This is a genomic window from Asanoa ferruginea, assembly GCF_003387075.1.
In the GTDB taxonomy this organism is placed as follows: domain Bacteria; phylum Actinomycetota; class Actinomycetes; order Mycobacteriales; family Micromonosporaceae; genus Asanoa; species Asanoa ferruginea.
The window spans coordinates 3,255,496-3,273,685 of record NZ_QUMQ01000001.1; the positions used below are offsets into that span (position 1 = coordinate 3,255,496).

Annotated in this window: 12 protein-coding genes and 2 pseudogenes; 9 read left to right on the plus strand and 5 right to left on the minus strand. The window is 72.9% G+C overall.

Translation table 11 applies throughout. From position 1 onward, the window contains the following. Positions 1-52 precede the first annotated feature (52 nt). Both DFJ67_RS15455 and DFJ67_RS15460 read left to right on the plus strand, forming a co-directional pair. Positions 53-3,889, plus strand: a complete 3,837-nt coding sequence (locus DFJ67_RS15455) for an ATP-dependent helicase (RefSeq protein WP_116068529.1) — start codon at positions 53-55, stop codon at positions 3,887-3,889. Next, positions 3,886-7,204, plus strand: a pseudogene (locus DFJ67_RS15460) (ATP-dependent helicase). Before DFJ67_RS15455 ends, DFJ67_RS15460 begins: the two are co-directional and overlap by 4 nt. A 292-nt stretch (positions 7,205-7,496) precedes the next feature. Here the strand turns inward: DFJ67_RS15460 and DFJ67_RS15465 are convergent. Both DFJ67_RS15465 and DFJ67_RS15470 read right to left on the minus strand, forming a co-directional pair. Beyond that, a complete protein-coding gene (locus DFJ67_RS15465) occupies positions 7,497-8,687 on the minus strand; it encodes a M20 metallopeptidase family protein (protein ID WP_116068530.1) in 1,191 nt (396 codons plus the stop codon). A 14-nt stretch (positions 8,688-8,701) separates the two neighbouring features. Then, positions 8,702-9,109, minus strand: coding sequence for a pilus assembly protein CpaE (locus DFJ67_RS15470; RefSeq protein ID WP_116076241.1), 408 nt, complete (start codon positions 9,107-9,109; stop codon positions 8,702-8,704). A 35-nt stretch (positions 9,110-9,144) separates the two neighbouring features. On the opposite strand from DFJ67_RS15470, the gene DFJ67_RS42295 reads away from it, so the two are divergent. The 4 genes from DFJ67_RS42295 to nudC are packed head-to-tail and all read left to right on the plus strand — an operon-like array spanning position 9,145 to position 13,605. After that, entirely contained in the window at positions 9,145-9,984 is an 840-nt protein-coding gene (locus DFJ67_RS42295) for a hypothetical protein (protein ID WP_147315512.1), read from the plus strand. Positions 9,985-10,022: 38 nt separating this feature from the next. After that, positions 10,023-11,330: a M16 family metallopeptidase gene (locus tag DFJ67_RS15485; protein ID WP_116068533.1), complete on the plus strand. Its 1,308-nt coding sequence runs from the start codon at positions 10,023-10,025 to the stop codon at positions 11,328-11,330. Beyond that, the gene (locus DFJ67_RS15490; RefSeq protein ID WP_116068534.1) at positions 11,327-12,646 is read left to right on the plus strand and encodes a M16 family metallopeptidase; all 1,320 of its coding nucleotides are present in this window, start codon (positions 11,327-11,329) and stop codon (positions 12,644-12,646) included. Before DFJ67_RS15485 ends, DFJ67_RS15490 begins: the two co-directional genes overlap by 4 nt. Beyond that, positions 12,643-13,605 (plus strand): NAD(+) diphosphatase, encoded by a 963-nt coding sequence (gene nudC / locus DFJ67_RS15495; RefSeq protein WP_116068535.1) that lies wholly within the window; start codon positions 12,643-12,645, stop codon positions 13,603-13,605. Before DFJ67_RS15490 ends, nudC begins: the two co-directional genes overlap by 4 nt. Before the next feature lie 117 nt (positions 13,606-13,722). Here nudC and DFJ67_RS15500 read toward each other — a convergent pair whose 3' ends face one another. Further along, positions 13,723-13,968, minus strand: coding sequence for a mycoredoxin (locus DFJ67_RS15500; protein WP_116068536.1), 246 nt, complete (start codon positions 13,966-13,968; stop codon positions 13,723-13,725). Positions 13,969-14,037: 69 nt separating this feature from the next. Between DFJ67_RS15500 and DFJ67_RS15505 the strand changes: the two genes are divergently transcribed. Next, positions 14,038-16,206 carry an ATP-dependent DNA helicase UvrD2 gene (locus DFJ67_RS15505; protein ID WP_116068537.1) on the plus strand — a complete coding sequence of 723 codons (2,169 nt, stop codon included), beginning with the start codon at positions 14,038-14,040 and terminating at the stop codon, positions 16,204-16,206. A 124-nt stretch (positions 16,207-16,330) separates the two neighbouring features. Further along, a complete protein-coding gene (locus DFJ67_RS42300) occupies positions 16,331-16,570 on the plus strand; it encodes a hypothetical protein (RefSeq protein WP_147315513.1) in 240 nt (79 codons plus the stop codon). Here the strand turns inward: DFJ67_RS42300 and DFJ67_RS43780 are convergent. Together DFJ67_RS43780 and DFJ67_RS15515 are read right to left on the minus strand one after the other, a co-directional pair. Then, positions 16,556-16,759 (minus strand): annotated as a pseudogene (locus DFJ67_RS43780) (hypothetical protein); the annotation flags it as partial. The gene DFJ67_RS42300 and the pseudogene DFJ67_RS43780 sit on opposite strands and share 15 nt — an antisense overlap. A gap of 21 nt (positions 16,760-16,780) precedes the next feature. Continuing rightward, on the minus strand, positions 16,781-17,311 hold the full coding sequence (locus DFJ67_RS15515) for a M48 metallopeptidase family protein (RefSeq protein WP_116068539.1): 531 nt from the start codon (positions 17,309-17,311) through the stop codon (positions 16,781-16,783). Positions 17,312-17,827: 516 nt separating this feature from the next. Between DFJ67_RS15515 and DFJ67_RS42710 the strand changes: the two genes are divergently transcribed. Continuing rightward, on the plus strand, positions 17,828-17,995 hold the full coding sequence (locus DFJ67_RS42710; RefSeq protein ID WP_170215861.1) for a DUF5679 domain-containing protein: 168 nt from the start codon (positions 17,828-17,830) through the stop codon (positions 17,993-17,995). The last annotated feature ends 195 nt before the right edge of the window (positions 17,996-18,190 follow it).

An 18,190-nucleotide genomic window follows, 5' to 3' on the forward strand; every position in this document is an offset into this window, starting at 1 on the left:
GGGCAGGTGGTGCCGGTGGGGCTTGTCGGACCCGCGTGGTTCGATTGGCGGCATGCAGGCGTACCGGCTGGTTCGCCGGGCGCCCGCGCCGGACGAGCCGCGGGCTGACCGGCTCGACTCTTTGCAGGCCAACGTGGTCGCGCACAGCGACGGGCCGCTGCTCGTGCTCGGCGGGCCGGGCACCGGCAAGACCGACACCCTCGTCGCGGCCGTCGCCGCCCGGGTGGCGTCTGGTGTGGATCCCGAACGCGTGCTGGTGCTCACGTTCAGCCGGCGCGCCGCCGGCGCGTTGCGCAACCGGATCGAGTCGCAGATCGCCGCCGGCGACGGGCGGGTCGTCCACGAGCCGCTGGTCCGCACGTTCGCCGCCTACGCGTTCGGCATCCTGCGCCGGGCCGCCGCGCTGCGCGGCGAGCCGTCGCCGCGCCTGCTCACCGGTCCCGAGCAGGATCTGGTCATCCGCGAGCTGCTCGACGTGGTCGGGCCCGACGAAAACCCCATCGGCTGGCCCGAGCACCTCCAGCCGGCGCTGCGCACCCGGGCGTTCGCCGAGCAGCTCCGCGACCTGCTGATGCGGGCCGCCGAGCGGGGCATCGGCCCGGTCGAGCTGGCCCGGCTCGGCGAGCGGCTGGGTCGTGACGACTGGCCGGCGGCGGCCCGCTTCCTGCGCGAATACGTGGCGGTGCTGGCCCTGCGCGACGCGACCACCCGCGGCTCGGTCGCCTACGACGCGGCCGAGCTGGTGCGGGCCGCGACCGGGCTGCTCGACGACGACCCCGAGCTGCTGGCCACCGAGCGCGGCCGGCTCGACACCGTCTACGTCGACGAGCTCGCCGACACCGACCCGGCCCAGCTCGACCTGCTGCACCGCGTCGCCGGCGGCGGCACCCCGCTGGTCGCGTTCGCCGACCCCGACTCGTCGACGTTCGCGTTCCGCGGCGCCGATCCCAGCGGGGTGACCACGTTCCCGCACCGCTTCCGCACCGCCTCGGGCGCCGTCGCCCGCACCGTCACGCTGCGCACCGACTACCGCACGAGCGGGCCGCTCTTCGAGGCGACCGGCCGGGTGGCCCGCCGGCTGCGCGGCCCGGTCGGCCACCGCCGCGCCATCCCCGCCGGGGAGGCGGGGAAGGTCGAGGTGCGCACCTTCCGGTCGCGCACCAGCGAGGCCGCGTTCCTGGCCCACGCGTTGCGCGAGGCCCACCTGATCGACGGCGTGCCCTGGTCACGGATGGCGGTGCTGATGCGCTCGACCACCCTGCAGCTGCCGTCGCTGCAACGGGCGCTGCACTCGTCGGGCGTGCCGACGGTTGTGCACGCCGAAGACCTGCCGCTGCACCAGCAGCCCGCCGTCGCGCCGCTGCTGCTCCTGCTGCGTTGCGCGCTCGAGCCGGCCTGGCTAGACGAAGAGGCCGCGGTCGCGCTGCTGCACTCGCCACTGGGCGGTGCCGACCCGCTGGCCGAGCGGCGCCTCCGGCAGGGCCTGCGCACGTTGGCGCTGGCCGCCGGCGACCGGCGCCCGTCCGGCGAGCTGCTGGTGGAGGCGCTGCGCGACCCGTCCGAGCTGGCCGCTGTCGAGCGGCGCTGGGCGGCGCCGGCCAAGTCGGTGGCCCGCCTGCTCGCGGCGGCTCGTTCCGCTGCGGCTTCGCCGGGCGCGAATGCGGAAGACGTGCTCTGGGCGCTGTGGCGGGCGACGGGGCTGGGCGACCGCTGGTACGGCGCGATCGCCCGCGCCGGCCGCGCCACCGGTGAGCCCGACAACGGCCCACGCTGGCGGGCGGCGGCGGCCGACCGCGACCTCGACGCGGTGGTGGTGCTGTTCGACGCGGCGGCCCGCTTCGTCGACCGGCTGCCCGGCGCCCGCACCGAGGTCTTTCTCGACCACGTGCTGGGCCAGCAACTCCCGGCCGACACGATCGCTCCGAGCGCCGACCGCGGCGACGCGGTGCGGCTGCTCACCGCCCACGCGGCCAAGGGCCTCGAGTGGGACCTGGTGGCCGTGGCCGGGGTGCAGGAGGGTGTCTGGCCCGACCTGCGGTTGCGCGGCACGCTGCTCGGCTCGGAGCGGCTGGTCGACGTGGTCTCCGGGCGCGCCGACGGCACGGGCGTGGCCGCGTCGCTGGTCGGCCAGGCGTCGGCGCTGCTCGACGAGGAGCGGCGGCTGTTCTATGTGGCGGTCACCCGGGCCCGGCAGCGGCTGCTGGTGTCGGCGGTCAACTCGTCAGCCGTGGGTGGCGCTGATCACGAGGAGCAGCCGAGCCGGTTCCTGCACGAGCTGCTCGGGCCGACTGGCGGGGCCGGCACCGACGGCGACGGCCTGCCACCCGATCCTGACGACGACGTGCCGCCGGACCCGGATGGCGATCCGCGGTTGGACGGCCCGACGGCCCAGCCGCGCGGTCGCGACGGTCTGCGCCGCAACGGCGCCGCGCCCAACGGCGGCGGCGACCCGCGTGTGGACGGCCCGCAGGGGCGGGCGCCACACCACAAGGACACGCCCAGCGGCGATCTGCCGGCAGACGGCCAGGCGCGCGGTGGCGAGGGTTCGCGCCGCACCGGCACCACGGCCAACGGCGACAGCGATCTGCGGCTGGATGGCCCACCGGGCCCGCCGGACCCAGACGGCCCGCCGGCGCAGCCGCATGGCGGCGGCGGTCCGCGCCGCGGTGGTGCCACGCCGGGCGACGCTGACTACTCAGCGAGCGGTGGCGACCTGGTCGTCGACGACAGTGATCTGCCGGCTGAGCCGGAGGATCTGCCGCCCGATCCGGATGATCTGCCGGTCGATGACGATGGGCGGGTGATCTGGCCTGAGGATTGGGCTGAGGAGACGCCGCCGGGGGAGAGCGTGGCGGCGCCCGTTGTGGTGCGGCAGCGCGAGGACTATGTCGACGAGTTGCCGCTGGCCCGGCCGCCCCGGGCGATGACGCTGTCGGCGTTGGTGGCGGAGCTGCGCACAGCTGCGACTGATCCTGCCGCCACACCCACCCGGCGGCGCGCCGCGGCGGGGGAGTTGGCTCGCCTGGCCGCCGCCGGCGTGCCGGGCGCGCATCCCGACGACTGGTGGGGGCTGCGGCCGCTCTCCGACGACCGGCCGCTCACCGACGAGGGCGAGACAGTGCGGGTCACCCCCTCCACCATGGAGAGTGCGCTGCGGTGCAGCCTGCGCTGGCTGCTCGAACGGCATGGCGGCGCGGCGCCGGCCAGTGCCGCCCAGGGCATCGGCAACCTGGTGCACGCGGCCGCGATGCTCGCCGAAGACGCGGCCGCCGACCGGGAGCGGCTGATCGAGTATGTCGCCGCCCGGTTCGACGCGATCGACCTCGCCGCCCGTTGGCTGGCCGGGCCCGAGCGCGAGCGGGCCGAGGCGATGGTCGACAAGCTGCTGCACTGGCTGGCCGCCAACCCGCGCCGCCTGCTCGCGATCGAGCAGGAGTTCGCCGTCCGGCTCGACGATCCGACCCGGCCGGTCGAGCTGCGCGGCCGGGTCGACCGGCTCGAGGTCGACGCCGAGGGGCGGCTGGTCGTGGTCGACCTCAAGACCGGGCGCACCACCTCGACCGCCGATGACCTGGCCGAGCATCCACAGCTCGCGGCCTACCAGGCGGCGGTTCAGGCCGGCGCCTTCGACCAGCACGGCGACGAGCCGGGCGGGGCCGCGCTGGTCCAGCTCGGCACCAGCGCCAAGGCTGCCAAGGAGCAGGTCCAGCCTTCGCTGACCGAGGGTGAAGACCCCGGCTGGGCGCAGGCACTGGTGCGGCGCACCGCCGAGACGATGGCGGCGTCGACGTTCCATGCCATCGCCAACAGCCGGTGCCGGGTCTGCCCGGTCCGCACGAGCTGCCCGATCTCGGGCAAGGGACGCCAGGTCGTGGAGCCGCAGTCATGACTCAGCCGTCGCTGTTCACGACCGCGCCGGCGCCGCGTAAGGCGGCCTCGGCCGGGCCTCGCTACACGCCGGTCGAGCTGGCCCGGCTGCTCGGCATGCGCTACGCGCCGACGCCCGAGCAGTCGGCGATCATCGCCGCGCCGGTCGAGCCGCTGCTGGTGGTCGCGGGAGCCGGCTCCGGCAAGACCGAGACGATGGCCGCGCGGGTGGTCTGGTTGGTCGCCAACGGCTACGCCACGCCCGACCAGATCCTCGGCCTCACGTTCACCCGCAAGGCCGCCGGCGAGCTGGCCCACCGGGTGCGGATGCGGCTGGGCCAACTGGTCCGCCGCCTCGGTCGCGCCGGTGACCTGTCCGGCGAGGCGACGATCTCGACCTATCACTCCTACGCCGCCCGCGTCGTCACCGAGCACGGCCTGCGCTCCGGATACGAGCCGGCGACCCGGCTGCTCACCGAGGCGTCCCGCTGGCAGATCGTCGATCTGATCGTGCGCAACTACGACGGCGACATGTCCGACGTGGAGCGGGCGGCCAGCACGGTCACCGACGCGGTGCTGGCGCTCTCCGGCGAGCTGGCCGAGCACCTGGTCACCCCCGACGAGCTGGCCGGCTGGACCGGGCGGTTCTTCGCCGAGGTGCAGGGTCGGCCGGGTCGGGTCTACGCCGACGTGAAGAAGGCGCTCGCCGTGCAGCAGGCCCGGCTCGCGCTGCTGCCGATGGTCCGCGCCTACGACAAGCGCAAGATCGACTTTGAGGCGATGGACTTCGGCGACCAGATGGCCCGCGCCGCCCGGGTGGCCCGCGACCATCCCGATGTCGGTGCGGTCGAGCGGGCCCGCTACCCGATCGTGCTGCTCGACGAGTTCCAGGACACCAGCCACGCCCAGGTCGTGCTGCTCCGCTCGCTGTTCGGCGACGGCCACCCGGTGACCGCGGTCGGCGACCCGTGCCAGTCGATCTACGGCTGGCGCGGTGCCAGCGCCGGCACGCTCGAACGGTTTCCCAACGAGTTCGCGCGGCCCGACGGCCGCCCGGCCCGGTCGTTGACGCTGACCACGAGCTGGCGCAACCGGCCCGAGATCCTCAGCGTCGCCAACCAGCTCTCCGCGCCGTTGCGGGCGGCCGGTGCGCAGGTGGCCGAGTTGGCGCCGGCGTTCAGCGTCGACGAGCCGATCCGCGGCCGCGCCACCGTCCACTGTGCGCTCCTGCCGGCCGTCGGCGACGAGGCCGGCTGGATCGCCGACAGCCTGGTCGCCGCGTGGCGGGGTGCCGCCCGGATGCCCGACGCGCTGCCGGAGCACATCCCGTTGGAGCGGCGGCCGACCACCGCCGTGCTGGTCCGGGTGCGCAGCCAGATTCCGGCGATCGAAAACGCGCTGCGCTCCCGCGGGCTGCCGGTCGAGGTGGTCGGCCTGGGCGGGCTGCTCGACACCCCCGAGGTGCGCGACGTGGTCTGCACGCTGCGGGTGCTCGCCGACCCGACCGACGGCGCGTCGCTGCTGCGGCTGCTCACCGGTGCGCGCTGGCGGATCGGCCCGCGCGACCTGGTGGCGCTGCACCGGCGGTCCCGCTCGATCGCGGCCGCCCGGCGCGACCTGGTCCACCCGGAGGGCGACGAGCCCGACCTGGTGCCCGACGCGCTCGACGAAGCGACCCTGGTCGAGGCGCTGGCCGACCTCGGGCCCGCGCAGTTCTACTCCGCCGAGGGCTATGCCCGCATGAAGGCCTACGGGAATGAGCTCGCCCTCCTGCGCTACCGCATCGACCAGCCGTTGCCCGACCTGATCGCCGACGTCGAACGCACCATCGGGCTCGACGTCGAAGTAGCGGTGCGGGCCGGCACCGGCGGCCGGGGCGGCGACGCCGGCCTGGCCCGCGGCCACCTCGACGCGCTCGGCGACGTGGCGGCCCGGTTCGCTCGCGACAGCGACGGCGGCGCGCTGCCGGGCTTCCTGGCCTACCTGACCGCGGCCGAAGACGAGGAGCGCGGCCTGGAGCCGGGCGAGGTCGAGGTCGTCGAGGGCGCCGTCCAGGTGCTCACCGCCCACGCGGCCAAGGGCCTGGAGTGGGACGTGGTCTCCGTCGCCGGGCTGTCCCGCGGCGTCTGGCCCGGGCTCGCCCGCGCTTCCGACAACTACCTGGGCGGCCTCGGCGTGCTGCCGTTCCCGCTGCGCGGCGACGCCGGTGGGCTGCCGCGGTTCGCGATCGACGACACCGGTGACCAGCGCGAGGTGATGACCGCGCTGACCGAGTTCGGCGAGGCGTGGCGGGCCCACGACGAAAACGAGGAACGCCGGCTGGCCTACGTCGCGGTGACCCGGCCGCGGCGGCTGCTGCTCTGCTCCGGCTACTGGTGGGGCGAGGGGGTCAAGCGCCCCGCGCGGGCCGTCGCGGTTCCTCACCGAGGTGCACGACGCCTGCGTGGCCGGCGGCGGGGTGGTCGACGCCTGGGCGCCCGAGCCGGCCGGCGAGTCGAATCCGACCGTCGAGGAGACGCCGCGCGCCGAATGGCCGGGCGACCCGCTCGGCCCGCGCCGCCCGGGGATGACCGAGGCGGCGGTGCTGGTTCGCCGCCTGATGACCGAGCCCGAGGCCGACGCGCTGCTCGACCCGGAGGCCGCCGACGACGCCGAGCGGTGGCGGCGCGAGGTCGACATGCTGATCGCCGAGCGCGACAAGCTGGTCCGCGGGCCCGGCCCGCTCGAGGTCACCCTTCCCGACCACCTGACCGTCTCGCAGCTCGTGCTGTTGCAACGCGACCCACAGGCGCTGGCCCGCTCGTTGCGCCGGCCGATGCCGTCGCATCCCGATCCATACGCCCGCCGGGGCACGGCCTTCCACGCCTGGCTCGAGCAGCGCTTCGGCGCGGTGCGGCTGCTCGACGTCGACGAGTTGCCCGGCGCCGCCGACGAAGACGCCGCACCCGACGACGCGCTGGCGGAGTTGCAGGAGCTGTTCCTGGCCAGCGACTGGGCCGACCGCGCACCGGTCGAGGTCGAGGTCCCGTTCGCGACGGTGGTCGGCGGCGTCGTGCTGCGCGGCCGGATGGACGCGGTGTTCGCCGACCCCGGCGGCCGCTTCGACGTGGTCGACTGGAAAACCGGCCGCCGCCCGACCGGCGCCGACGAGCGGGCCGCCGCGATCCAGCTCGCCGCCTACCGGCTGGCCTGGGCCAACCTGGCCGGGGTCCCGGTCGACCGGGTCCGGGCGGCGTTCCACTACGTGCGCTCCGCGGAAACCGTGCGCCCGGTCGACCTGCTCGACGCCGCCGGCCTGGCGGCACTGGTCACCGCCCTACCAACGGCGACGGCCTAGCCCGGCGCGAGCCGCCGGGACGGCTCAGGCCCCGGGCGGGCCGCCGGCGACGGGCCTTGCCCGGGGTGAAGGCGCCGGGAAGGTTCAGGCCCCGGGCGGGCCGCCGGCGACGGGCCTTGCCCGGGGTGAAGGCGCCGGGAAGGTTCAGGCCCCGGGCGGGCCGCCGGCGACGGGCCTTGCCCGGGGTGAAGGCGCCGGGAAGGTTCAGGCCCCGGGCGGGCCGCCGGCGACGGGCCTCGCCCGGCGCGAGCCGCCGGGAAGGTTCAGGTCCGCTCGAGCCGCCGGGGACGGCCTAGCCTCGAGCGAGGCGCCGGGAGGCCATCTCGGCGAAGAAGGCGCTGCCGTCGGCGATTACCGCGTCGTCGAAGAGGGCGTCGGGCGAGTGGTTGGTCGCCGCGGTCATCGGGTCCAGGTCGGGTGGGCAGGCGCCCAGGTTGAGGTAGGCGCCGGGGACCTTCTCCAGGACGAACGACATGTCTTCCGAGCCGGTCTTCGGGTTTTCCAGCCACTGGTAGCGCTGGTCGCCGAAGACCTCGGCCGCCGTCGCGGCCGCGAAATCGGCCTCGCCGGCGTCGTTGACCACTGCCGGGTAGCCGCGTTCGAGTTCGACGTCGACCTCAAGACCCTGTGCGGCGGCGATGCCTTCGACCACTTCGGTCGTACGCCGGATGAGCTTCTCCCGGGCCGGGTTGGAGAACGACCGCAGTGAGGCGGCGAACTCGGCGGTCGCCGGGATGACGTTGTCGACCGTGCCGGCGTGGAACCGGCCGACGGTCAGCACGACCGGGTCGAACACGTCGAAACCGCGGGTCACCATCGTCTGCAGCGCCAGCACCATCTCGCAGGCGGCCGGGATCGGGTCGCGGGCCCGGAACGGGGTCGAGCCGTGGCCGCCCTTGCCGCGTACCCGGACCTTGCAGGTGTCGTGTGCGGCGCCGAACACGCCCCGCCGGCCGAAGAACATCCCGTGGGGGAAGACCGCCGAGACATGCAGGCAGTACGCCGCGACGGGCGGGTCACCGGCCGCCGACAGCACTCCTTCGGCGAGCATGGGCTGGGCGCCGCCGGGGCCCTCCTCGCCCGGCTGGAACATGAAGATCACGTCGCCGGCCAGGTTGTCGCGGACGGCGCTGAGCAGTCGGGCCGCGCCGACCAGGATCGCGGTGTGCAGGTCGTGGCCGCAGGCGTGCATCACGCCCGGGATCGTCGACGAGAAGTCCAGACCGGTCTGCTCGGTCACCGGCAGGGCGTCCATGTCACCCCGGAGCAGCACCGAGGGACCGGGTCGGCCACCGCGCAGCACCGCCACCACCGAGCTCAGCGAGCGGCCCGTGGTGATCTCCAACGGCAGGCCGGCCAGCGCGGAGAGCACCGCCGCCTGCGTCTTTGGTAGGTGCAGGCCCAGCTCGGGCTCGCGGTGCAGCGACCGGCGCAGGGCGACCAGGTCGTCGCTGATCTTCGCTGCGGACTCCCGGAAGTTCATCGAGTGGCTCCCTCTCAGTCGACGCCCAGCCTGATCAGCTCCAGCAGCGCCGCGCCGTAGGCTTCCTCGGCGGTGCCGCCCTCGACACTGAGCCGGCGGCCGGCGGCGGTGATCTCCACGCGAAATTCCATCTGGCTGCGTTCCAGCATGTGGAACGTGGCGCCGAGCAGTTCGCGGAGTTGGTCTTCGCGGGGCAGCCAGATCGCCTCGCTCTGCTCGATGTCGTCCATCGCCCACTCGGTCGTGCCGTTGAAGCCGATCACCGGGCCGTCAGGCTGCTCATACACCGCGATGACCATGTTGCTGAGCACGAACACCTCGTCGTCGAGGTCGCGGTCGGGGATGGCGAAGTGGTCGCCGGGCGCCGGCTTCCAGCGCAGGCCGGCATCGTGCAGGCGGATGGCGAGCGGCACGGACAGCACGCCCTCCATGGTGCCCCGGGTGCTTCACTAGGTGCATGCCGAATGCCGAACGCTTCCCCGCGGGGGCAGTGACCCGGCTCGGCCCGCCGCCGCCGGACCTGCCGCCCCCGGCACCCCCAGAGAGACGGGGGCGCGGCCCGATCTGGTGGTTCGCCGGCGCGGCGACGCTGATCGCGCTGACCGGCCTGGTCGTGGTGATCGCCGTGCACCCCAGAGGCGAAGGCCCCGGCCTGCTCTCCGGCCAGCCGCACGCGCCCGCCGACGCGCGCCCGCCGCTGGCCCGCGCCTGCCCGCCACCACCGGATGTCTCGGGCGCCCCGGTCGCGCCCAGCCAGCCCGCGCCGGCCCCGACCGGGCCGCGGACGGTCGACGAGGCCACCGGCATCTCCTACCCCTCCTACGGCGCGCCGTGGGAGTCCTGGAACGCCGTGTGGAACGCCGGTGAGCTGCGGGTTCCCTACAAGGTCGGTCAGCATTTCATCACCGAGCACCTCTACGACGGGGTCAGCGACTATCACGCGTCGGTGCTTTCCGGCGCGGTGCCGGCAGCGGTCAACGACGCGTTCACCTTCGACCTGGAATGCGTCGGCCGGCAGGTGGCCGCCGACGCGCGGGCGCACTACTACCCGCAGCCCAACGAGCAGGAGCTGCTCCGCGACGAGCGCACCGTCCTGGGTGGACGTCCAGCCTGGGTCACTGTGTTCCGGCTGCACTTCCACACGCCCGGCCTGCGCGCGACCAGCGAGCTCGTGGCGCTGGCCTGCATCGATGTCGGCAAGCCGAGCGCGGCGGTGCTCTACGTCTCGATTCCGGGCACCCATACCCAGTGGGACTGGGTGGCCACCGACGCGCTGGCCGGAATGCGGGTGGTCTGACGGTCACGCTCGGCCCGCGGCGCGCTAACCTCGGCCCTGTGGCCCGCAGAATAAAGATCCCGGCGACGAAATATCCGGTCGAGCGGTTCACGCTCGACAACGGCTTGCGGGTGGTGCTGGCGCCTGACCGCAGCGCACCCGTGGTCGGTGTCGCGGTCGTCTATGACGTCGGCATCCGCAGCGAGCCGGAGGGGCGCACCGGTTTCGCGCACCTCTTCGAGCACCTGATGTTCCAGGGCTCGGAAAACCTCGAGAAGCTCGAGCATTTCCGGCATGTCCAGGGCGCGGGCGGCACCTTCAACGGCTCGACCCACCTCGACTACACCGACTACTTCGAGGCGCTGCCGTCCGGCGCGCTGGAGCGGGCGCTGTTCCTCGAGGCCGACCGCATGCGCGGTCCCCGGCTGACCGAGGAAAACCTGCGCAACCAGGTCGACGTGGTCAAGGAAGAGATCCGGGTCAACGTGCTCAACCGGCCCTACGGCGGCTTCCCCTGGCTGAAGCTGCCGCCGGTCATGTTCGACACGTTCGCCAACGCGCACGATGGCTACGGGTCGTTCGAAGACCTGGAGAGCGCCACGGTCGCCGACGCGGCCGAGTTCTTCGAGCGCTACTACGCCTGCGGCAACGCCGTGCTCTCGGTCGCCGGTGACCTCGACGTCGCCGAGGCCACCGAGATGATCAAGCGGCACTTCGGCGACGTGCCGGCGCGGCCGGCACCGGTCCGCCCCGACTTCGACGAGCCAGACCTGACGAGCGAGCGACGCGAGTCGTACGCCGATCGCTTGGCGCCCCTGCCCGCCATCGCCTCCGCCTGGCGGGTGCCGGACCCGATCGACGACTTCGACGCCTACCTGCCCTACGTGGTGCTCGCCGAGGTGCTCACCGACGGCGACGCGTCGCGGCTGGTCGAGCGCCTGGTGCTGCGCGACCGCACGGTCACCAGCATCGGCGGCTACCTGGGCTTCATGGGCGAGCCGTTCGAGGTGCGCAACCCGACCGCGGCGCTGCTGCAATACCACCTGCCGCCGGGCGGCGACGTCGACAAGGTGCTGCGCGCCGCCGACGAGGAACTCGAGCGGTTGGCCGGCGACGGCATCACGACCGGCGAGCTGGGCCGGGTGCAGGCCCGGATGGCGACCCACCTGCTCCGCGACACCGACGCGGTGCTCGGCCGGGCGCTGCGCATCGCGGTCCTGGAAGAGCAGCGCGGCGCACCCGAGCTGATCAACGACCTGCCGCGCCTGATCGGCGAGGTAACGCCCGAACAGATCCGCGCGGCCGCGGCCGCCCTGACCCCGCAGCGCCGGGCGTCGGTCGAGGTCATCCCCGGAGGCGGACAGTGACCCAGACGAAGCGGCCGTTGCCGGCCCTGTTGCCGGCCGCACCCATCAAACTGCCCACCGAAGCGGAGCGGCAGCTCACCAACGGCCTCACCGTGATCGCCATCCGCCGCCCGGCGGTGCCGCTGGTCGAGGTGCGGCTGCGGGTCCCGTTCGCGCGGGCCAACCTGGCCCGCGGCGCGATGCTCTCGCAGACCCTGTTCTCCGGCACCGAGCAACTGTCCACCGTCGACATCGCGGCCGAGCTCCAGATGGTCGGCGGCGGGCTGAGCGCGTCGGTCGACCCCGACCGGCTGATGATCAGCGGCAACAGCCTGGCCGCGGGGCTCACCCGGATCCTGGAGATCCTGGGCGAGGTGCTCGACGGCGCGGCCTACCCGAGCGACGAGGTGTCCACCGAGCGCGACCGGTTGGTCGACAACATCCAGGTCGCCAAGAGCCAGCCTTCTCACCTGGCCCGCGAGGCGCTGCTGCGGCGGCTCTACGGCCGGCATCCCTACGCGGTGCAGACGCCGGAGCCCGAGCAGGTGCGCGCGGTGCGCCCGGCGCAGCTCCGGGCGTTGCACGCCGAGCGGGTGCACCCGGCCGGCGCGACGCTGGTGCTGGTCGGCGACTTCCAGCCGAAGCGGGCGCTGGACACCGCCGAGGCCGTGCTCGGTTCGTGGAACGGTGGCGGCAAGGACGTGACGCTGCCGACCGCGCCCGGCCCCGAGGCCGGCCCCGTGCTGCTGGTCGACCGGCCCGGCTCGGTGCAGTCGTCGCTGCGGATCGCGCTGCCGGGCGTGCCCCGGACCCACCCCGACCACGCGGCGCTTCAGCTCGCCAACCTGGTCTTCGGTGGCTACTTCTCGTCGCGCTGGGTGGAGAACATCCGCGAGGACAAGGGCTACACCTACGGCCCGCACTCCGTGGTCGACCACTCCGCCGCCGGTTCGGTCGTCCTGGCCTCGGCCGAGGTGGCCACGGAGGTGACCGGTCCGGCGCTCCTGGAGACGCTCTACGAGCTGGGCCGGCTGGCGACCCTGCCGCCCGGCGAGGAAGAGCTCGAACAGGCGCGGCAGTACGTGCTGGGCACGCTCAAGCTCGGCATGTCGACGCAGGCCGGGCTGGCCAGCCTGGCCAGCACGTACGCCGGGTTCGGTCTGCGGTTGGACTTCCTGTCCAGCTACAGCGAGCAGCTCGCGAGCGTGACCCGCGACGAGGTGGCCGCCGCGGCGGCGAAATACCTCGCACCGTCGGGCGCGGTGACCGTGATCCTCGGCGATGCCGAAAAGATCGAGGCGCCGGTCGCGGCGCTGCGTGAGGTGGAACTGGAATGACGATCGCGCCGCCCCTCGCCCGTTCCACGCTCGACCGGGCGGGGCACCGGCGGTCGGATCCGGACTGGCTCGCGTCGGCCTGGCCGGCGGCCCGGCTGCTGCGGGTCGACTCGTCGGCCGGCACCGCGCTGTTCCGCGACCTGGTCACCGGTGACGCGGCCGACGCCGCGGTCGGTGCGGTGTTGCAGCTCGTGCTGTCTGCCACCTCCGACGCCGACCAGTCGTCGGCCGTGTTCCTCGGCATCGAGCCCGACGGGGTCGCGGTGTTCGCTCTGGATGGGCCGCTGCCGCCGGTGCCCGGCACCCGCCCGGCCAACCTGCGCGACGTCGGGCACCAACTCGACGACCGCGACGCCGGCCTGCTCACCACGGCGCTGGCGCTGCTCAACTGGCACGCCCGCAGCCCCTATTCGCCGCAGTCGGGCCAGCTCACCACCGTCGGCGAGGCAGGTTGGTCGCGGGTCGACGCGGCCGGCAACCAGACCTGGCCGCGGACCGATCCGGCGATGATCGTGCTGGTGACCGACGGCGTCGCCGGCCCCGAGGGCCGGTGCCTGCTCGGCAACAACGCGACCTGGCCCAAGCAGCCCGGGCATCGGCGGTTCTCCTGCCTGGCCGGCTATGTCGAGCCGGGGGAGTCGGCGGAGGCCGCGGTCACCCGCGAGGTGCTGGAGGAGGTCGGCATCGCGCTCGACCGGATCGACTACGTCGCCAGCCAGGCGTGGCCGTTCCCGGGATCGCTGATGCTCGGCTATTCGGCGGTGGCCGACCCGGCCCAGCCGCTGAAGGTCGACGCGGTCGAGATCACCGAGGCCCGGTGGTTCACCCGCGGCGAGATCCAGGCGGTGTTGACGGGCGAAGGGATCGATGTGGGTACGCCCGGCGAGCCGGCCATGGTCGGCCTGCCGATGGAGGTATCCATCGCCCACTTCCTGATCACAAGCTGGTTGGCTTTGTGATCTAGGCCTCCTGGGCCGCGGACCCGGCTTGGTCAGGGGCCCGGTTTGTGGGCCCCTGACCATTTGCGCGCGGGAGCGAACGGTCGCGCGCCCGACGGTCGCGCGTAAATCAGCTTGTTATGCCGCTTCGAGGGCGGAAAGGTGCTTCTTGACCTGGGTGATCGACGGGTTGGTGAGCGCGCTGCCGTCGTCGAAGCGCAGCGTGGGGACGGTCTGGTTGCCGCCGTTGACGCTCATCACGAAGTCGGCCGCGGCCGGGTCACGCTCGATGTCGACCACCTCGTAGGCGATGCCCTCGCGGTCGAGCTGGGACTTGAGCCGGTGGCAGTAGCCGCACCACGAGGTGGAGTACATGGTCAACATCGAGGTTCCTCCGGGGGTAGGGGTCTCCGATCGGTTAAACGTCGGACCGGGCTGTCATGATTCCTGACTGTGGCGGTTGACTCTCCGGCGGAACAGGTCCTGGCGGGCCTCGACCCCGAGCAGCGCACCGCCGTGACCGCGCCGGCCGGGCCGGTCTGCATCCTCGCCGGCGCCGGCACGGGCAAGACCAGGGCGATCACCCACCGGATCGCGCATCGGGCGTTGCGCGGTGAGACCGCCGGGCGACACGTGCTCGCGGTGACGTTCACGGCGCGGGCGGCGGCCGAGATGCGGGCCCGGCTCGCGGCCCTCGGGGTCGCGGGGGTGCAGGCGCGCACGTTCCACGCGGCGGCGATGCGGCAGGTGCGCTACTTCGCGCCGCGGCTGCTGGCCGGGCGGGAGATGCCCGAGTTGGTCGCCAGCAAGGCGCGCCTGGTCGGGCTCGCGGCGGCGAAGGTGGGTGTGCGCACCGACCGCACCGGGGCGCGCGACCTGGCCGGCGAGATCGAGTGGGCCAAGTCGTCGCTGGTGGAGCCGGGCGAATACCTCGTGGCGGCGGCCAAGGCGACCCGCGACACCCCGTTCGAGGCGGCCAAGGTGGCCGAGGTGTTCGCCGCCTACGAGCAGCTCAAGCGCAGCAACGGGGTGATCGACTTCGAAGACCTGCTGCGGGCCGCGGTGTGGGGGATCGAGGAGCACTCAGACGTTGCCGAGCAGGTCCGGGCGCAATACCGGCACTTCGTGGTCGACGAATACCAAGACGTCAACCCGCTTCAGCAGCGGTTGCTGGACGCCTGGCTCGGCGGGCGCGACGACCTGACCGTGGTCGGTGACGCGTCCCAGACGATCTACTCCTTCACCGGTGCGACCTCCAGCTATCTGATCGACTTCCCGCGGGTCCGGCGGTCCGCGGTCGTGGTTCGGCTGGTGCGCGACTACCGGTCGACGCCGCAGGTGGTCGGGCTGGCCAACGCGGTGATCCGGCAGGCCCGGGGCGCCGAGGCGCGGCTGCGGCTCGAGTTGGTCGGTCAGCGACCGCCGGGCGCCGAGCCGGAGCTGCGGATCTTCCAGGACGAGCCGGGCGAGGCCGCCGCCGTGGCGGCGCGCTGCCAGCAGCTCATCGCGACCGGCACGCCGGCGCGGCAGATCGCGGTGCTGTTCCGCACCAATGCGCAGTCCGAGACCTATGAGAAGGCGCTGGCCGAGGCCGAGGTGCCCTATGTCGTCCAGGGCGCCGAGCGGTTCTTCGAGCGGCCCGAGATCCGGCAGGCGGTCGTGGCGCTGCGTTCGGCCACCCGCGGCGTCGACTCGGCGTCGCCGTTGGTGCCGGCCGTGGTCGACGCCCTGGAAGCGGTCGGCTGGGCACCGTCGCAGCGGCCGCCGGGCGGTGCCACGCGGGAGCGTTGGGAAGCGCTGGCTGCGCTGGTGCAGCTCGCCGAGGATTTCGCCGTGACGCCCGTGCTGCTGCCGCTCGGCGAGGGCGCGGTGTCGTCGCGGTCGCCGTCGCTGGCCGACTTCGTCGACGAGTTGCACCGGCGGGCGGCGGCGCAGCACGCGCCGACCGTCGAGGGCGTGACGCTGGCGTCGCTGCACTCGGCCAAGGGGCTCGAGTGGGACGCGGTGTTCGTGGTCGGGCTCTCCGACGGCACGCTGCCGACCACCTACGCCAAGACGCCCGAGCAGGTCGAGGAGGAGCGGCGGCTGCTCTACGTCGGGGTGACCCGGGCCCGGGAGTGGCTCTGGCTGTCCTACGCGATCTCGCGTTCGCCGGGTGGGCGGCCGCGGCGGCCGTGCCGGTTCCTGCCCCAGTTCGACGGCCGGTCCGGGGGCGGTGGCGGGTCCGTCGCGTTGTCGCCACACAGTCGCAAACCCGACAGCCGGCCGCCGCGGATCGTCTCCTGCCGGATCTGCGGTGCGACGTTACTGGGCGGCTCCGATCGCAAACTCGGCCGGTGCGCGACCTGTCCGTCCGATTTGGACGAAGAGCTGCTGGGGCGGCTACAAGCCTGGCGGGCACGCGTTTCCGCAGGTCAGCGGGTTCCGGCATACGTGGTCTTCACTGACGCGACGCTGGTGGCGATCGCCGAGCGCAAGCCGGCGCAGCGCGCCGACCTGATCGCCATCGCTGGGATCGGGCCGCGCAAGCTCGGCCTCTACGGCGACGCGGCGCTGGCCCTCGTGGCGGGCGCGGCGGTTGATGATCTTGAGCCAGAAAAAACTTCGGCGAATGACCCGTAAAACCGTTTGCCCTCCCCTGAAGGGGAGGCATAGCCTCAGAGCACATCAGGGACGAGCGGCTGCTCAACCCTGGTTAGGCAGATTTATTCCGGCCGCGAGACGAGAGCAGAAGGAGGTGGCCCCGGTGGCAAGCATCAACACGACCCGACCGTGGTCGCTGAGCGCTGCCCTGAGCCCGGTGGAAGCTGCCCGCTTCCACGCGCACGCCCAGGCTCCGACCGCGCCGGCATATCAGGCCCAGGCTCAGGCCGAGCTGCTCCTGGTGCCCACTGCCGTCGCGTTCAAGGGGACCAATGTGTCCACGGTCAAGGGCATTCAGGTCAAGGGCGGCATGGATGTCCGCGGCGTCGTAGATCTGCATTGAGGGCCAGGCGACTGCGTCGGCCAACGGGCGGTCTTCCTGGGTTGCGGCGATTGCCGGGTCTACCTCGTTCAAGGTCGCCAGGAGGTCTACTACGTCTTCGGCCAGGGCGTGGCGCCACTTGTCGATCTCGATGCCGGGGGGTGCCCAGGTTACCTGGGTGAGCAGGACGACGATCACACGACGGGTCACGGTGACCAGGTTAGGCCGGGGTCAGTCGGCAAGGACTACGCCGGCGGTTGCCGCCACGCCCTCTAGGTAGCCGCGGGCGCGTTCGGTCTTGGAGTAGCGACCCACGAGGGCCCAGAAACGGGCGTTGTGGCTGGGGACGACGAGGTGGGCGAGTTCGTGGAGCAGCACGTAGTCGATCACCCAGTCGGGCATCTCCTGGATCCGGTGGGAGATGCGAATGGACCGGTCAGCCGGCGTGCAGGAGCCCCAGCGGCCGTTCTGGTTGGTGACCCACCGGACGCTGGCCGGTTGGGCCGTGCGGGCGAACTCAGCCAGGTATTGCGCGATCAGGCGCTGCGACCTGGCCTGGAGCTCGGCGTCGCTGCGACTGAGGCGGTGTTCGCGAGCAGCGAGACGGGCGAGCATCTTGTCAACCCACTCGGTCTCTTCGGCCCGCGAGAACTGGTCGGGTATGAGAACGACCACGCGCTCACCGTCGCGGTAAGCGGACACCGTGCGGCGCCGGCGCTGGGAGCGCCGCACTTCGACGACCGGCTTCCGCGTGGCGGCCATTACCGCACCCCGGAGCCCCGGGTTTCAGTCACGAAGGCACGCTAACCGGTAGGTGCCATGCCGCCGCAAGGGCCAACACACACGGTCACGCCGGGAAAGTGCCGGTTGACGGCGGGTCGTCCGGAAAAATTTTCGCGCCGACCGCGGTAACCGTGGGTCCGCTGCGCCCCGAGGGACCCTACGCCAAACGTTAAGGGATGCCGCGCCCGGATGGGCGGTAAACGGCGTGATCCAGCTCGCAGGAGCGCTTTGGTCGGCGTGTCCTGAGCGAATCTGACTAATCAGGCCGAGTCCGACATGCACACTCGTCGGCAGTCAGGTGTCGCATCGCACTACCAGCGGGGCCCCGTCGCTGGTGATGATCGGGTTCCTGACATGGAACCGCCCGCTAGTGGGTAGGGTCCGCGGACCGGCGGTCACACGTGTGACCGCGGAGAAAGCCCCGACGCCGGTGCTCTTGTGCCGCGCCCGGGCATTCGCCGGGGCGAAACCGGCGAACAAGACTAGGAGGGCATCGTGGCCGACAAGGCCCAGACCTACAACGGGTACTGCGTTAAGTGCAAGGAAAAGCGCGATTTCACCGGGACCGTCGAGGTGTCGAAGACCGGTATGAACATGGCCAAGGGCAAGTGCCCGGTGTGTGGCACCACTGTCAACCGGATCCTCGGCAAGGCGAAGGTCTGACGACCGCGCGTTGCACGAAGTTTGTTCGCGGGAAGGGGCGGCCGAAACGCTGGCCGCCCCTTCCCGCGTCCCGAAACGGATACGCAGTGTCATGAAGATCGGGCGGTCACGTTACCGCCCGGTTGTGGATAACTTCCCAGAAGCTGTGGATAACCCCGTCTACATGACCCGCCACCTGTGGACAACGAGTCGGTC

Excerpts from the sequence above, each read along its gene's own strand:
- DFJ67_RS15515 (WP_116068539.1), bottom strand. The coding sequence starts at position 17,311 with ATGGCCGCCACGCGGAAGCCGGTCGTCGAAGTGCGGCGCTCCCAGCGC.
- nudC (WP_116068535.1), top strand. The coding sequence starts at position 12,643 with ATGACGATCGCGCCGCCCCTCGCCCGTTCCACGCTCGACCGGGCGGGG.
- DFJ67_RS15500 (WP_116068536.1), bottom strand. The coding sequence starts at position 13,968 with ATGTTGACCATGTACTCCACCTCGTGGTGCGGCTACTGCCACCGGCTC.
- DFJ67_RS42295 (WP_147315512.1), top strand. The coding sequence starts at position 9,145 with ATGCCGAATGCCGAACGCTTCCCCGCGGGGGCAGTGACCCGGCTCGGC.
- DFJ67_RS15465 (WP_116068530.1), bottom strand. The coding sequence starts at position 8,687 with ATGAACTTCCGGGAGTCCGCAGCGAAGATCAGCGACGACCTGGTCGCC.
- DFJ67_RS15455 (WP_116068529.1), top strand. The coding sequence starts at position 53 with ATGCAGGCGTACCGGCTGGTTCGCCGGGCGCCCGCGCCGGACGAGCCG.